Below are 14,856 nucleotides of genomic sequence, written 5' to 3'. Positions count from 1 at the left end.
AGGAAAAAAGATGCAGGTTTTGATAGTGATTGATATGCAAAATGCGGTGTTTGCAACGCCAAGAGCGCGACAAGCGCAGACGGTCGCATTGATAAACCAGCTTTCAGATGCAGCAGATCGGACGATCTTTATTCAGCATGAAGAAGACGGCATGCTGTCTGGCAGCAATGGGTGGCAGTTATTACCTGAGTTGCACCAGCCAGAGGGCAGTTTGTCGATCACCAAAACGGCGTGTGATGCATTTTATCGCACGTCGTTAGCCGATGTGCTGGCTGAGTTGGGCGTTAACCACCTTACGATTTGCGGATGTGCGACGGATTATTGCGTTGATGCAACCATTAAAAATGCAGCCAGCCGCGGCTATGCGTTGACGATTGCAACTGATGCCCACACGACGGCCAATCGCGGCGAACTGAAAGCTGAACAGCTCATCACGCATTATAACGACGTGTGGCGGGATTTTATTATTCCGGGCAACACGATTAAGGTAGAAACCACGGAGCACATCGTTGCTTCATGGAAGATGAGCCGCTAGTTCCATGTTGAATATTATTTCTGTCAGAAATCGCCCCGAATATAAAGCGCGGGCGATCCAGTATTTCCAACGCCATTGGGCATCAGACAGGGCGGGGTCCCACTTTACTTATTGAAATAGAGAACTTATTTCGATTTTATTGATCTGAGCTTTATCTCCACTAACTCTCAGTGAAAGACAATGACTATCTTTAATTATATCAATGAAATACCCGACCCACGCTGCGAAACGAATAAAAAGCATGAATTGATGGACGTCATTTTCCTCACCTTTACCGCTGTGCTAAGCGGTGCATCGGGATGGAAAGCCATACAGCAATTCGGTGAGTGCCAACTCCCGTGGCTGAGACAGCATTCTCCTTTTGCTAATGGCATTCCAAAACGTCACTGTATCGCCAATATTATCAAGGCATTAGATAGCCAGTCCCTGATGTCGGCACTGTTAAGCTGGATTAATGAACGTCGCAGCAGTAATGGCAGAAAACAGATAGCGATTGACGGTAAAACGCTTCGCGGAACGGGCAACGGCTTTTTAGCGCAAGCTCTGCATGTCGTCAGCGCTTATGACATTGGCAATGGTATTGCGTTGTATCAACAATCTACTGAAAGCAAAGGTAAAGAAGGACCGGTGGCCCGCCAGCTTATTGAATGTCTGTCGCTGGAAAATGCGACCGTCACGCTGGATGCGCTTCATTGTCAGGTGGAGACATTGCGGCTTATCTGTCAGCGTAAAGGCGAGTTTATTGTCGGCATTAAAGGGAACCAAAAAAAGCTGTATGAATTTGTTAAACAGCGTTTTTCTTCATGTTATGCCGATGAAGGGCTGGCGACGCATACGGAAAATTAGCGTCACAAATGATACGCGAGCATTGGTGGATAGAAAATCAACTGCATTGGGTATTGGATGTGGTTTTCAGAGAAGATGAGATGAACCTGAAAGACGCGGAAGGGGCAGCGCATATGGCGCTGTTCAATCGAGTGGCGTTGAGTGTCCTGAAACAGCATGAAGGAAAAAAAGATAGCATAGCGGGCAAACGACAATGTGCCGGATGGTCAGGAGATTTTCGTAGCGAGGTTATCTTTGGTTAATTCATCAACAAAGTGGAATCCTGCCCTGCTATAAGCTATGATCTTGACTCGATTCGATGGTACACGTACTCTAAAACTATGAACGAAAAAAACATGGTTTCAAGAAGTATCCTAGCAAATCACCCAACTCGCGATGCTATTCGTCTTGAGAATGTTTTTGTGGCCCTTGGTAATCCAATCCGACTGGCGGCGATACATATGATTGCACAAGGCGATGAATTTCTTTGCTGTGATATCTTGTCGAACATACCAAAATCGACAATGACGCATCATTGGCGGATCTTACGCGACAGCGGCGTAGTATGGCAGCACCGGGTTGGGCGTGAATACAGATTGTCGCTACGACGTGAAGATTTGGATGCTCGCTTTCCTGGTTTACTCGATGCCGTTTTGAAGCCATTAGCACACGATCGTTTGATCTTAGAAACAATCTCTCAGTATCAAAATAACAACCCGTAGCCTAACCAGCGACTCAACTATTTTTTTTGTCTGTCTCATTGTCTGCCAGAAGTTATGAACAAACTATAAGATAGCCTTCAACCTGAAATTTTTATTCATTTAATATCCTATACTGCATTTTTGTAAATACAAAAAAGTCGTCTGAATATTAAATTTCAGACGACTTTTTTATTTCACATTAACGAACAGCGCTGTATTCCACCGGGATCCAACGATAAGCCTTCCCGTCAGTAACTACATGACCGATTCCAGGAAATGGCAAATGTGCAGCGGCAATCCATAATTTTCCTTTCACTGCATCATTTAAGATCCGCATGCGGGTGGCAATAGCAGCTTTCGGATTATGATCGAAGACAACAGAAATTTCAGGATGTTTAAACTGTACTGCATGGCTATGAATCACATCCCCCCAAACTAACAGTCGTTTGTCACCACTCCCAATCAGATATCCAGTCATACCAGGTGAATGACCAGATTCATCAATACTCTCAATTCCGGGAGCTGGTGACTCACCTTTTTCAAAGGTCCGAAAACGACCGGATGCCTTATAGGGTGCAATAGCACGGCGTGCAGCATCAAAGAAGCTACGATCATTCTCTGGTACAGTCTTAGCCATCGACTCGCTTAACCAATAATCAGCATCTTTTTTCGGCGCAATAAATTCAGCATTCGGAAATGCTGCTGTTCCGTCTGGATTAGTTGCGCCGCATGCATGATCTGGATGCATATGAGTTACAATAATTGAATCCACATCATTAGGACTAATGCCAGATGCTTTAATATTACTCACAAGATTACCTAAAGAATCACCGAAACATTTTGCAGCACCCGAATCAATCAGATCGAGACGGCCGTTTTGTTGAACTAAATAAGCATTGACCGAGGTTTGCACCCCATCTTTGGTGATCGAAACAGACATGGCTTTCATCATACTTTCAAGGTCAATACCACTCGTATTTTTTAATACTGATGGTGTTAGATAAACTGGGCCATCATAAAAAGCGGTGACAGTAACATCTTTGCCTAATGCCATTCTATAGTAACCAGGCACTTGAATATTGGCAGCCTTAACACTTTGGGGTGTTTCTGCGGCCATAAGATTCGGTGTAAAAAAGGTTAAAATGGCGCTAGCAACAATTGATTGCATAGAATGGCATGCAACATTTTTAATGTTCATATATTTTTCTCTATCTATAAGATATATATCTTGTTCATGGTTAATAATTACCTTAATACAGCCGATAAATATTCAGATAATGTATTTTTTACTCACGCAATAGCCGCATGAAATTAGTTTCATTGGCTAAATTTGTTTTATTTTTTATATAAATAATCGATAAATATTTTTTGTTATAAATTAATTACACTCGCGAATACCACACGATATACCGGGTATCAGATCCGTTTCTCTTTTCGCCCAAAGCTGATGCAGAGCCGCAAGCAGATATTCTTTGGGTTGAGCGCCCACCAAAGTTTGTTTACCATCAATAACAAAATGAGGTACAGAATTTATGCCCATTTTACTGGCCTTGATTTCATCCTCTCTGGCGGCTTGTTCAAACGCATCAGATGCCAGCATAGCTTCCGTTTCTTGGCGATCTAACCCTAGTTCAACGGCAATATTGGTCAGTACGATATGGTCTGCCAGTGGCAAATTGTCGGTAAAGTAAGCACGAAACAATCGCTCACTCATCACAGCCCCTTTCCCTTTGGCTTCGGCAAACTTAGTCAGACGGTGGGCATCAAAAGTATTAGTAAAATTAACGCTGTCATAGCGCATGTCTAAACCCACACCCGCCCCCATCGAAACAATACTGTCGATCATCTCCTGCGCCTGAGCCCGATTTTTGCGGTATTTATGTTCAATACGCTCCAGTGTTGTCGTCTCAACCGTCGTGCTTGCACTCGGGTCTAATTCAAAGACTTTGAAGATCACTTCTACGTCATCTGCATGTTTGAACTCGGCCAAAGCCTGCTCCATATAACGCTTACCGATATAGCAGTAAGGACACGCATAATCAGACCAAATCTCAATTTTCATCATTTTCTCCAGAATAGTGGCAGGGACATCACGTTGCATTGATACGACTATACTCGTACAATCATTTTAATGTCAACGCCAACCATTCTGCATATGAAATCATCATGAAATTACTCACACCACACCACCCACCGCTTGAATTTGAAACGGGTCCCCAACCGCAAGCAGCAATTATTTTGTTACATGGATTAGGTTCGACGGGGAAAATATTTGAGCCCGTAGCCCGGAGTCTCAACTTACATCAGCTTGGTTCCATACGCGTAATATTGCCTAATGCACCAATACAACCGGTAAGGTGGGCCGGAGGTCAACATTTAGCAGCTTGGTATGACTTACGGGATCCTAATTTTGTTTTACAAGAAGATGAAGACGGTCTACGGATCGCAATGGCCTATTACAAAAGTCTGATACAGCAAGAGATCACTCGAGGTATAAGGCCGGAGCGAATTGTAATTGGCGGCTTTTCTCAGGGCTGTGCATTGTCACTGATGACAGGCATTCGTTTCGGGCAACGCTTAGGGGGAATTTTTGGGTTATCTGGATATTTGCCGTTGGCATCGACAACGGTTACTGAACAACATCCGGCGAATTGTGATACCCCTGTTTTTCTGGCTTATGGTGAACAAGATAGGATCGTTTTACCAACGCTAGCGGCTACTGCACGCGATATTTTACAAGCACAAGGTCATTCCGTGTCATGGCACACCTATCCAATGCCCCATACCATTTGCGGTGCCGAGCTTATTGATTTGGGAAACTGGTTGGTTCATATTTTAGAGTCATGATGTCCGGCGTTCATAGCCAGGTCTGGCAAACGGCATCATTGCCAAACCCGACTATGAGCTAGATGTGCTTAAGCAGCATGATATGCTCGAGTGGTTAATACGATCTTGCCAATATGAACCCTGGAGTCTATCAACTCATGTGCCTTGCGGGTTTCCTCAAGTGGAAATGTTTTGAAAATTTTGGACTTTAAGCCCCCCCCGCAGCAATCAGTAGCCAAATTCAGTGTGCCACTTCACCATTCATGGCGACCGCCTTGTAATTACGCGCGGCGCTCACTCTCACTCTATCGACAAAAACGATTGTCTGTTACCGACACGAAGACGAGCGAACGCTTCAAACGCGAATGCCAGTGCCAGTGCAATACCGCCGATCAGGAATAAGATCCGGTGGTCGCCATTGGTAGCAGCAAATAACGCCGAATATGCATACCCCGCTATGGCCTGGAATGTCGCGAAAACAGTTGTGGACCGACTCCAAACGAGATTCTGCTTGTGTGCATCGAGTGGAATTAACTCATGTATGAGCGCCAGAACAAGAGGAACGATGCCTGGTGGTAAAGTGCCAATGATAAATGTCACTACGGCTATGACGGCCAGATCCGTTGCGTGATAGAGAACTAGTGTTGCCAATATTTCGACCAGCAAAACGATACTCAGAGTAAGTCGAGGGCCGATCCGATCGGCAAAATAACCATACAGTGGAGGGCCAACGATTGCGCCTAGGCCATAAAGCCCCCAGAACAATGATCCCATATGCGCACCAGCCCCCAATCCACGCGCAATAAAATCAACTAGAAAAATGACCGCAGGCACAATACCAATCGCTATCAATGCATATTGCGTATAGAGAATATAAATACTCCGACCAAAATGTACGGATGACGACTCAACACGTTCCGGTTTTCCACGCATGTTTATGCAGGTTACCGACGGCCATGCAAACCAACTGGCAACAGTAAAAACGGCAGAAACGAGGCCAAGCCCAATCCAGGCATTACGTAATCCCATATTCAAAAATAAAGGTACCAGCGTTCCCGAAGCTGCAATGCCTAGGCCGATACCAAGAAATATGGCGCCGCTGGCCAGATGTTTGCGCTGGGGTGGAACATGCGGGAGCACCGTTGCGGCAACAAGAACCATGATTGCGCCGCCCGAGATACCAGATATCAGCCGCCATGCAAAGAACCAAGTTAGTGAAACGGGAACGGCGCACCCGAAAAAGGCGGCAGTAACCAAGATCATCATCAAACGTAGCGTATGTTCATTGGAGAATCGACTTGCAATCGGACGTCCAAGCATAGCGCCGATCAGGTACCCAGCCAGATTGGCCGCACCAAGATAAGCTGCATCAGACGCTGAAAACCAGTGTGCTTGAATCAGCGCAGGCAGCAATGGTGTATAGGCAAAACGCGCTAAGCCTATAGAAACAAGGCTGGCGCATAAACCGGCAAAAATATATTTCATCACAGTCGTGCTATCCGCACTGGGTGATGAAAGACTGTGAGTAGACATAATTCAATACTCTCCGATTGGTGATAGCTAAAAGCGATTATCTTTCAGCACGACTAATTCATCTTTGACATTCATGACAAACATGAAGGCAAAACTATACAATATTGACATATGTGTCAAGAATGATTTAAGGTTGACCTATTAACGTAATGTAGGGCGGTTTACATGGCAGGAATAAGGCAATTCGATGAAGAAGCTATCTTTGAAAAAGCCATGGATCTTTTTTGGAATAAAGGCTTTTCTGAAACATCGTTGCAAGAATTAGCGGCTGTTACGGGGATTCAACGAGGCTCGTTATACAACGCCTATCAGAGTAAGGAAGCCTTTTTCCTACGTGTATTTGAGGTGCATAAGAATTCGTTGTTGGCACAGATGCGTGTCGCGTTGGATCAACCCAAGCTACGCGATTCCATACAGAGTTATTTTAATTTCATCATTAATTCAATGACCATCGGTGAACCTGCTCGGGGTTGTTTGTCGACAAAGGTTGCACTGGGTAGTGGGGTTCTGGATGCCCCGATCCGGGAGGCCCTGCAAAATATGCTTGATGAAATAGAACAAATCTTCAAAACCAGACTCAGCCGGTCTGAAGATCAGGCTGATCTCCGTGTGCCAGCAGACGAAGCCGCTCTGTTGCTTTTGACATTCACGCGAGGACTGGTTGTTATCGAGCGCGTGTATCAGGATAAAGTAAAGCTAAATATGATAGCGCAACTGTTCATAAACCTGCTTTTCGGCAACGCGACAGATCACTGTACCCATCGGTAGCATTTCACAGTACGCCACTTATCTGAAGTGCGCTAAACGAATGATAATTGTCGATCAAGTGACCCGCGAGTTAGGCTTCAGAACCATCATTGGTATTAAACATTGTGCTGAATTTCCCCACCAAAAATGCAATAAAGGCAGATACTGCCAACGGTAAATGACGTCGACTGGGGTAAAGAACATGCAAGGCATAACCTTGGCGCTTATATTGCGGCAGCACAGGAACTAATCGGCCAGCATGAAGGTCGCGCTTGGTAATAACCGTTGGAAGCAACGCAATGCCGAGGCCCGCCAGCGTTGCCTTACGTAGGGCTTGGATAGTATTCCCACTGAAACGACTGCTCATTTGTACATCTTCTTCAACACCCGCTGCGCCAGCCAATCGCCAGGTTGTGAACCCACTGGGATGCCCGAAACTCACACAATCCAAGTTTGCTAAATCTTGTAGCGTATCAGGCATCCCATGTTTAGCGATATAAGCTGGACTAGCAACCAAGCCATCATATCCTGCACGAAGAAGTGGGCGGCTGATGTAGCCTGAATCATCTAATCGGCCAGCTCGAATTGCAACATCGACTCTATCGCCAATTAAATCAGCTCTGGCATCACTGAGCACAAAGTCGAGTCGGGTTCGAGGATACATAGCCAGAAAATCAGCGGCCCATTCCATAGAAAAAAAATCGAAGAAATCAGCGGCAGCAGCCACACGAACCAGACCACTTGGCTCCAGGTTTCCGGTCAATAACTCCTGCCCGGCATCGGTCAGCCCATCCACCGCACCAGCACAACGATCATAGAATGTTTGACCCACACTGGTAAGTGCCAGTTTACGGGTTGACCTTTGTAATAGTCGCGTATCGAGTTGTTCTTCGAGTTGCTGGATACGTCTGCTGACGGTATTGGGAGGCATACCCAGACATCTTGCTGCTTCAGCAAAGCTCCCACTGCGTACAACCTGCACAAATAAAGCAACGTCATTCAAATCAAGCATATTCAAGTTATTCATTACATTTTTGGATTAGTCTAATCACATTAGACCATCTATTCAACCAATCAAGATAACCCTATTCTTACTTAAGTCGACTTCGCACACGTAAATAACGGATGGAATTCACTATGCCAATGAGTACCCGCTTCGTCGTCGCAGTGCACATTCTGACCGGATTCGCAGTCAGCGACGGTAAACCGATGCGTTCAGAAGAGATCGCCTACTCGGTCAATACCAGCGCAGTGGTGATCCGAACGCTATTAGCACGGTTGGGTAAAGCGGGACTAACCAAGTCGCAGCTAGGCACTGGTGGAGGCACGATGTTGGCCAAGCAGGCTGCGAATATCAGTTTGCTTGATGTTTTCGAAACGGTTGAGGATACGGCGATTTTTTCGCTCCACCGGACACCGCCATGCGAGAACTGTGCGGTAGGCGGCAACATCCTTGATGCGATACAACCCATCTTGACTCGGGCGCGGGAAGCTCTTGAGCAAGAGCTTGCCAAGACCACCATCGCTGATGTTGGGGCCGAACTAGCGCGGCTGGGCAAGTTTTCGATCCCTCTTATTTGGTAAATTTTTACGCTTTTTTTCGCAGTTAAATGTAATCGCGACACCGACATAATTTCATTTATCGGCGCTTCTTAATAGGGACGCCACATATAAAGCTGCCAAGTCTTCGAGGGTACTGGCAGTTCCCTTTTTTAACCCTCTTTACGTGAAAAGGAATACATCATGACTATCGGTATTATCGGTTCCGGCGCCCTCGGCTCTAACTTCGCCCGCATTCTCGCCAAAAACGGTATTGCGGCCACCATCGCCAACAGCCGTGGACCAAGCTCGCTCGCGTCACTGGTTGAAGAACTCGGACCATCCATCAAGGCAAGCACTGTGGAAGAAGCCGCAAGCGCAGATATCGTGCTGGTCGCAGTTCGCTGGGTCGATGCAGAAAAAGTACTGCGCAGTCTGCCAGCCTGGAATGGCCGCATTGTCATTGATGGTACCAACCCAGTGGAGTTCTTCGATCCGGCCACATCGCCAGATGCAAATGATCCGAGTAATCCGCTTGCAGCCTATGGCATCAAGGCGGTTGATCTAGGTAGCAAGCACTCCAGTCAGATCATTCAACAACTCGTTCCAGGCGCTCGAGTCGTCAAGGCATTCAACCACAACGACGTCAATGTGCTGAAAGAGCCAGAAGTTGCGGGTGGCAAGCGCGTGTTGTTTTACTCAGGTGACGACGCTGCCGCTAAGGCAGAAGTGCGCGGGATCATGGAAGCCACCGGCTTCTTCCCTGTTGACCTTGGCACACTCGATGTCGGTGGACCGCTTGCTTCGCTGCCCTTCGGCGGGCTGTCAACGCACAATTTCATCAAAATTTAGTCAATGTTTTGCGTGATCAGCAGAGATTATCAACCATCACTGCTGGCCAGGATTGCCACGCTCATGAAGAGCGTGAGCGTTCCACTGCATGAACTAATGGAGGCAATACAATGAAAACGATTCACGACAACAAAACGCCACTGCCGTTGCGGCGTATTACCAAGCGGACACGGGGCCATGGGCATGGTCCTATCACCCGTTTGATGAGTCCATCCGACTTAGGGCAGATCGTAAAACCTTTTGTGTTTCTGGATCTTTTCGAAACGAAAGGGGCTGTTATCGGGGCATTCGGTAACATGCCGATCCATCCCCACTCGGGCATCGCTACTGTGACTGTCTTTACCAAGGGCGGTATGATTTACAACGATCCAACGATCGGTTCCGGAACACTACGTTATGGGGGCGTTGAATGGGCTCGAGCAGGCGGTGGCATGTGGCATGGTAAGGAATTGACCGCTGCCGATGTGCCACATATCCAAGGTTTCCAGCTTTGGATGGCATTGCCTGCTGACCTTGAAAATAGCGAGCCGGTTAGCCGCTACATTGAGGCTCAAGACATGCGACAAGCCGGTCCTGCGCACATCATCCTCGGCAACTATGATGGCGTGCAAAGCCCAGTGCCCGCACCTGATGGCATCAACTATCTACTCGTGACGCTGCCAGCGGGAGAACGCTGGGCCTACCAACCGCCTGCCGGTCATACGGTGGGATGGTTGGCACTTGCCCAAGGCACCCTTGAAGCTGACTCGTCTATCAGTGCAGGTGAGATGGTGATCTTTGAACAAGGTGATACGCCCATTGTTCTTGAAGCATCGGAAACAGAAGACGCCGTGTTTGTACTCGGTTCGGCGGTGCCACATCCGTATCCGTTACATCTTGGTAACTACTCAGTGCATACCACCGCACAGGCACTGGAAGCGGGTGAACGCAGGATCACCGAGCTGGGTCGAAAACTACAGGAAGCAGGAGACAGAAAAACGGCCTCTGGGACTATTCCCGTATTTCGTTGAAGAACATCCAACCGCGAAAGTGTCTGGTTCAGTTGTTATCGATTCTGATGCCAGGCACTCCGCACATGCCGCGCCAGAACGCGATGTTTTGCTGTCATTGTTGCCGATGACGATACGGAGTTAAACTCAGACTATCGACTCGCCAAAAAGTCGACAAAGGTGCGAACTTTGACGGGTCGAAAACGAGCGGATGGGAAAACAGCATGAATGCCGCCAGCAGGTAACGTCCATTGTGGTAAAACATGGATCAGGTCCCCTGCTGTTAAATCAGCCTTGATTGCAAAATCAGGTAATACGGAAATGCCAGCCCCTTCTCTTACGGCCTCTCGCACCGCCAGTGTGGCATCAAAGAAAATAGACGCCTGCATCGTCACACTTCTATGTTCAATGCCATCTCGCGTGAAATTCCAATGAAGCGGGTCACGCAAAGCTGTATTAGCGATAAATGGAAGTTGGGTAAGCTCTTCCGGTGCATTAAGCCGCTTTATCTGGGAATACATGGTTGGTGATGCGACCAAGAGTTGTCGAAATGTACCGATTTTTCGGGCCTGCAAATTACTATCAGCCAACCACCCAACGCGAATAGCAAGTTCGGTGTTACCAGACATCAGGTCAAGGATCTGGTCATTAAAAACCGCATCAACTTTACAATTCGGATAGCGTTGGTTGAACGCCACGATGGCGGGCACAAGAACGCTGACGCCGTAATCAAAAGGCGCGGTCAGTCGCAATGTACCCGACGGTTCTGCGGCAACCTCGGCGAGTTCACTAAACGCGTTTTCGGCTTCATGCAAAATGAGGGTGCACCTCTGATAAAAAGCTTCTCCAGCCTCAGTCGCCTGCACCTTGCGTGTTGTCCGCACCAAAAGAGAAGTGCGGAACTCTTTTTCGAGCCGAGCGACCTGTTGACTGACGACCGCTTTGGTGATCCCGAGACGTTCAGCAGCGGCGGTGAAAGATCCTGTTTCAACGACGGCAACAAAATAGACCAGACGTCTTAGATTCCCTAAGTCACCTAAACCTACTTCGCTTTTATTGTGTGCTTTTTGCATACGGTCTGTATGTTTTGTATGTATTTAATGGTCAATATATCTCATCTATTATCACTTCATCAACTAAGGAGTTCTCTATGAACAAGACACTTATCTATTTGTTTGACCCCTTATGTGGCTGGTGTTACGGCGCTACCGCAACTATTTCTAAACTGCATGAGAACCCTGACGTTAACGTTGAATTATTGCCCACAGGTCTGTTTGCAGACGAAAGAGCAAAATTAATGACCGATGAATTTGCAGCCTATGCGTGCCTACTTTCATCGCCGCTATGGGTACAAAACACTGGATGCTGAATACCAGTGATGTTTATTCAAACCCTGAAGCATTGATAAATCAATTAATGATTGTTTAGGACAAGTCAGATTTATCTGGTCGAGCAATCCCCTATTAATAAACAGTATATTGATACTTAAGAGAGAAAATGATGACGACAAAAAATGTAACTACCAACACAGATAAAAACAGTTTGAATTGGACTCATTTCCCCGCTGGTGAGCACGGTTTCTTCCGTGCACCGGTATTAATCACCGGTGAACATGAAGCCATTCTAATTGATGCAGGCTTCACCTTTTCCGATGGCAATACAATAGCTGAAGCAATCAAGGTTTCAGGTAAAAAACTAACTACGATCTATATTAGCCAAAGCGACCCGGATTATTACTTTAGCCTTGCTCCGATCAAGGCCGCATTCCCTGATGCTCGGGTCATTGCTGCATCAGCAACAATTGACGCTATAAAAAAGAATGTCGATAAAAAACTGGCAACATGGGGACCGCAGCTTAAAGACAACGGCCCACAAACCATGGCTGACGTGGTCATGCCTGAAGTATTTGATGGTCATAGCTTAGAGCTAGAAGGTAAAACCATCGAAATCGTTGATGCCGATGGCATCATGAACCGCCGTTATCTTTGGGTTCCATCGATCAATGCCATCTTCGGCGGCGTCATGATCTTCTCCGGTGTTCATGTGTGGACCGCAGACACCGCAGGCGCAGAGGGTAGGGCTGCTTGGATCAAAAACCTTGATGCCATGGCGGAACATCAACCAACAGTGGTGATACCAGGGCATTTAGCACTCGGTGCGGCGAGTGATATTTCCGCAATCACTTATACCAAAAACTATCTGCTGGCATTCGAAGAAGAATTAGCTAAGGCAACAAACAGTGCAGAACTCATTAACGCGATGACCCAACGTTATCCAAATCTTGGAATGGGGATCGCCTTGCAAATCGGGGCTAAGGTCGCCACGGGCGAAATGACATGGGGATAACAGCAATGAAGACAAATCTTGAAATTATTCGAGCTACCTACGAAGGGCCGTCTGAAGAAAACGGCCAGAATTTACTCTCCGCTTTGGCTCCCGATGCCATATGGATTGAAGCTGCCGGTTTTCCTTATGCAGGAACTTATACCGGCCCGGATGACATCGTGGCCAATGTATTCCAAAGGCTGGCTACTGAATGGACTGATTATCGGGCACAAGTTCATACCTTTCTGGCGGATGGTGATCAAGTTGCAGCCTTTGGTGTGTATTCAGGTATTTACCGAAAAACTGGCAAAGCGATGACGGCCTCTTTTGCGCACCATTATCGACTTAAAAACGGGAAAATTGTCCATATGGAGCAATACGTCGACAGCGCCATGGTTCAGCGGGCACTCGCAGGATCTTGATAACAAAGATCATGTCTGACATTCGCACCATACTGGAAATTTTACCAAAGCAGGTGGTAATAGAACAAAGTTAACACCTGCTGATGCGTAAATTATCTACTGCTAGCCCAGGGCGGGATCCCACTTTACTTATTGAAATAGATAACTTATTTCGATTTTATTGATCTGAGCTTTATCTCCACTAACTCTCAGTGAAAGACAATGACTATCTTTAATTATATCAATGAAATACCCGACCCACGCTGCGAAACGAATAAAAAGCATGAATTGATGGACGTCATTTTCCTCACTTTTACCGCCGTGCTAAAATGATACGCGAGCATTGGTGCATAGAAAATCAACGGCATTGGGTATTGGATGTGGTTTTCAGAGAGGATGAGATGAACCTGAAAGACGCGGAAGGGGCAGCGCATATGGCGCTGTTCAATCGAGTGGCGTTGAGTGTCCTGAAACAGCATGAAGGAAAAAAAGATAGCATAGCGGGCAAACGACAATGTGCCGGATGGTCAGGAGATTTTCGTAGCGAGGTTATCTTTGGTTAATTTATCCACAAAGTGGAATCCCGCCCTGGGGCATCAGATGAGACATTGATGCTTTACGAAGACTGTATCAGCCACTGCATTGATGCGGAAAATCCATTGCCAGATTGATATCTGCTGGAAAAAGGATGAACACATTATTGGTGGTGTGGGGTTAATTACCAATGATTTCATCAGCCGAATGGATCTTTATCCCTGGCTGTGTGTGCTTTACGTTGAAGATGATCATCGTGGCAAGGGTTATGCGGGGCTGTTGATTGAGCATCTTGCTCAGGAAACCCGATGTGCTGGTTTTTCTGCGCTGCATTTATGCACCGAGCTGCTCGGCTTTTATGAACAGTATGGATTTCACTTTACCGGAATGGGTTATCACCCCTGGGGTGAATCGTCACGTATCTATTCACGATCGCTTTAAAGCATTCATCCGTGACCTAACGGCTCGCTTTATGCGCCGATTGGGCTAAAAGTTGCAGGCAACATGCGTAAAAGTGAACGGGATCATATTTTGCTGACGAGGGGCAGACTACGCTTCTTACATACTGACAGGTAATCAGTTATCCACGTAGGGGAGAGGTGATTATGTACACGAGCATCCTGGTGCCAGTAGATATAGAAGAAGATGAACTTACCAAACACGCGCTTACGCATGCAGTCAGGTTGGCTAAAATGTCAGGTGCCGCAATCCACCTCTTTCATTCCCTCCCAGATGCGTCGGCGTTTTTATCTGCTTATTCTTTTGGCATAAAGGAGTTTGAGAACGAAGTGGTGGTGAAAGCGAATGACAAGCTGAAATCACTGATGAAAACGATCGACCTTCCTGCATCGCGTTTGTCATGCAGCGTCAGCTTCGGATCGGCCAGAGACGAAGTGTTAGCGCTGGCGGAGGAGATTAATGCAGATTTAATTGTCATTGGGTCACGGCGACCGAATGTGAAAACCTATCTGCTTGGCTCAAATGCTGCCGCCATTGTTCGCCATGCGAGAATGTCAGTATTAGTTGTCCGCTAGTTTTTGCATAATGCT

At 46.8% G+C, this 14,856-nt stretch carries 18 protein-coding genes and 2 pseudogenes; 14 read left to right on the top strand and 6 right to left on the bottom strand.

Going from position 1 to position 14,856, the window contains the following annotated elements; translation table 11 throughout:
• The first annotated feature begins 10 nt into the window (after window positions 1–10).
• The 3 genes and pseudogenes from DMB82_RS12285 to DMB82_RS12275 all read left to right on the top strand — a co-directional run bounded on the left by DMB82_RS12285 (window position 11) and on the right by DMB82_RS12275 (window position 2,082).
• Entirely contained in the window at window positions 11–535 is a 525-nt protein-coding gene (locus DMB82_RS12285; protein WP_116155110.1) for an isochorismatase family protein, read from the top strand.
• A 180-nt stretch (window positions 536–715) separates the two neighbouring features.
• Window positions 716–1,623, top strand: a pseudogene (locus DMB82_RS12280) (ISAs1 family transposase).
• A gap of 108 nt (window positions 1,624–1,731) precedes the next feature.
• Window positions 1,732–2,082 carry an ArsR/SmtB family transcription factor gene (locus tag DMB82_RS12275; protein ID WP_116164263.1) on the top strand — a complete coding sequence of 117 codons (351 nt, stop codon included), beginning with the start codon at window positions 1,732–1,734 and terminating at the stop codon, window positions 2,080–2,082.
• A gap of 178 nt (window positions 2,083–2,260) precedes the next feature.
• Here DMB82_RS12275 and DMB82_RS12270 read toward each other — a convergent pair whose 3' ends face one another.
• Both DMB82_RS12270 and DMB82_RS12265 read right to left on the bottom strand, forming a co-directional pair.
• The gene (locus DMB82_RS12270) at window positions 2,261–3,259 is read right to left on the bottom strand and encodes an MBL fold metallo-hydrolase (RefSeq protein WP_116164257.1); all 999 of its coding nucleotides are present in this window, start codon (window positions 3,257–3,259) and stop codon (window positions 2,261–2,263) included.
• A 180-nt stretch (window positions 3,260–3,439) separates the two neighbouring features.
• A complete protein-coding gene (locus tag DMB82_RS12265) occupies window positions 3,440–4,126 on the bottom strand; it encodes a DsbA family oxidoreductase (protein ID WP_208644341.1) in 687 nt (228 codons plus the stop codon).
• 101 nt (window positions 4,127–4,227) lie between these two features.
• On the opposite strand from DMB82_RS12265, the gene DMB82_RS12260 reads away from it, so the two are divergent.
• Window positions 4,228–4,908, top strand: a complete 681-nt coding sequence (locus DMB82_RS12260) for an alpha/beta hydrolase (protein ID WP_102119035.1) — start codon at window positions 4,228–4,230, stop codon at window positions 4,906–4,908.
• A 68-nt stretch (window positions 4,909–4,976) separates the two neighbouring features.
• Here DMB82_RS12260 and DMB82_RS12255 read toward each other — a convergent pair whose 3' ends face one another.
• A complete protein-coding gene (locus DMB82_RS12255) occupies window positions 4,977–5,126 on the bottom strand; it encodes a zinc-binding dehydrogenase (protein WP_228399993.1) in 150 nt (49 codons plus the stop codon).
• Window positions 5,127–5,187: 61 nt separating this feature from the next.
• Window positions 5,188–6,372 carry a YbfB/YjiJ family MFS transporter gene (locus DMB82_RS12250; RefSeq protein ID WP_226888506.1) on the bottom strand — a complete coding sequence of 395 codons (1,185 nt, stop codon included), beginning with the start codon at window positions 6,370–6,372 and terminating at the stop codon, window positions 5,188–5,190.
• A gap of 213 nt (window positions 6,373–6,585) precedes the next feature.
• Between DMB82_RS12250 and DMB82_RS12245 the strand changes: the two genes are divergently transcribed.
• Window positions 6,586–7,188, top strand: coding sequence for a TetR/AcrR family transcriptional regulator (locus DMB82_RS12245; protein WP_102119038.1), 603 nt, complete (start codon window positions 6,586–6,588; stop codon window positions 7,186–7,188).
• A 70-nt stretch (window positions 7,189–7,258) separates the two neighbouring features.
• Here the strand turns inward: DMB82_RS12245 and DMB82_RS12240 are convergent, their stop codons facing one another.
• Window positions 7,259–8,179, bottom strand: coding sequence for a LysR family transcriptional regulator (locus tag DMB82_RS12240; RefSeq protein WP_116164259.1), 921 nt, complete (start codon window positions 8,177–8,179; stop codon window positions 7,259–7,261).
• A gap of 125 nt (window positions 8,180–8,304) precedes the next feature.
• Between DMB82_RS12240 and DMB82_RS12235 the strand changes: the two genes are divergently transcribed.
• The 3 genes from DMB82_RS12235 (at window position 8,305) to DMB82_RS12225 (ending at window position 10,568) form a co-directional block, all read left to right on the top strand.
• Window positions 8,305–8,751 (top strand): Rrf2 family transcriptional regulator, encoded by a 447-nt coding sequence (locus tag DMB82_RS12235; RefSeq protein ID WP_102119040.1) that lies wholly within the window; start codon window positions 8,305–8,307, stop codon window positions 8,749–8,751.
• Window positions 8,752–8,910: 159 nt separating this feature from the next.
• Window positions 8,911–9,558, top strand: coding sequence for an NADPH-dependent F420 reductase (locus tag DMB82_RS12230; protein ID WP_102119041.1), 648 nt, complete (start codon window positions 8,911–8,913; stop codon window positions 9,556–9,558).
• 203 nt (window positions 9,559–9,761) lie between these two features.
• Window positions 9,762–10,568, top strand: a complete 807-nt coding sequence (locus DMB82_RS12225) for a pirin family protein (RefSeq protein ID WP_226887660.1) — start codon at window positions 9,762–9,764, stop codon at window positions 10,566–10,568.
• Between the two features lie 131 nt (window positions 10,569–10,699).
• Here the strand turns inward: DMB82_RS12225 and DMB82_RS12220 are convergent, their stop codons facing one another.
• The gene (locus DMB82_RS12220; protein WP_102119043.1) at window positions 10,700–11,620 is read right to left on the bottom strand and encodes a LysR family transcriptional regulator; all 921 of its coding nucleotides are present in this window, start codon (window positions 11,618–11,620) and stop codon (window positions 10,700–10,702) included.
• Between the two features lie 77 nt (window positions 11,621–11,697).
• Between DMB82_RS12220 and DMB82_RS12215 the strand changes: the two genes are divergently transcribed.
• The 6 genes and pseudogenes from DMB82_RS12215 to DMB82_RS12190 all read left to right on the top strand — a co-directional run bounded on the left by DMB82_RS12215 (window position 11,698) and on the right by DMB82_RS12190 (window position 14,841).
• Window positions 11,698–11,916 (top strand): hypothetical protein, encoded by a 219-nt coding sequence (locus DMB82_RS12215; protein WP_189338678.1) that lies wholly within the window; start codon window positions 11,698–11,700, stop codon window positions 11,914–11,916.
• A 128-nt stretch (window positions 11,917–12,044) separates the two neighbouring features.
• Window positions 12,045–12,893, top strand: coding sequence for an MBL fold metallo-hydrolase (locus DMB82_RS12210; protein ID WP_226887659.1), 849 nt, complete (start codon window positions 12,045–12,047; stop codon window positions 12,891–12,893).
• A 5-nt stretch (window positions 12,894–12,898) separates the two neighbouring features.
• Entirely contained in the window at window positions 12,899–13,294 is a 396-nt protein-coding gene (locus DMB82_RS12205; RefSeq protein WP_102119075.1) for a nuclear transport factor 2 family protein, read from the top strand.
• 302 nt (window positions 13,295–13,596) lie between these two features.
• Window positions 13,597–13,836: pseudogene (locus DMB82_RS12200) on the top strand (transposase); the annotation flags it as partial.
• Window positions 13,837–13,918: 82 nt separating this feature from the next.
• Window positions 13,919–14,248 (top strand): GNAT family N-acetyltransferase, encoded by a 330-nt coding sequence (locus DMB82_RS12195; RefSeq protein WP_338044899.1) that lies wholly within the window; start codon window positions 13,919–13,921, stop codon window positions 14,246–14,248.
• 164 nt (window positions 14,249–14,412) lie between these two features.
• The gene (locus DMB82_RS12190) at window positions 14,413–14,841 is read left to right on the top strand and encodes a universal stress protein (RefSeq protein ID WP_102119045.1); all 429 of its coding nucleotides are present in this window, start codon (window positions 14,413–14,415) and stop codon (window positions 14,839–14,841) included.
• Window positions 14,842–14,856 lie beyond the last annotated feature (15 nt).

This window comes from Pectobacterium aquaticum (assembly GCF_003382565.3).
Taxonomy (GTDB): Bacteria; Pseudomonadota; Gammaproteobacteria; order Enterobacterales; family Enterobacteriaceae; genus Pectobacterium; species Pectobacterium aquaticum.
This window is presented reverse-complemented; position numbering and strand designations above follow the sequence as displayed.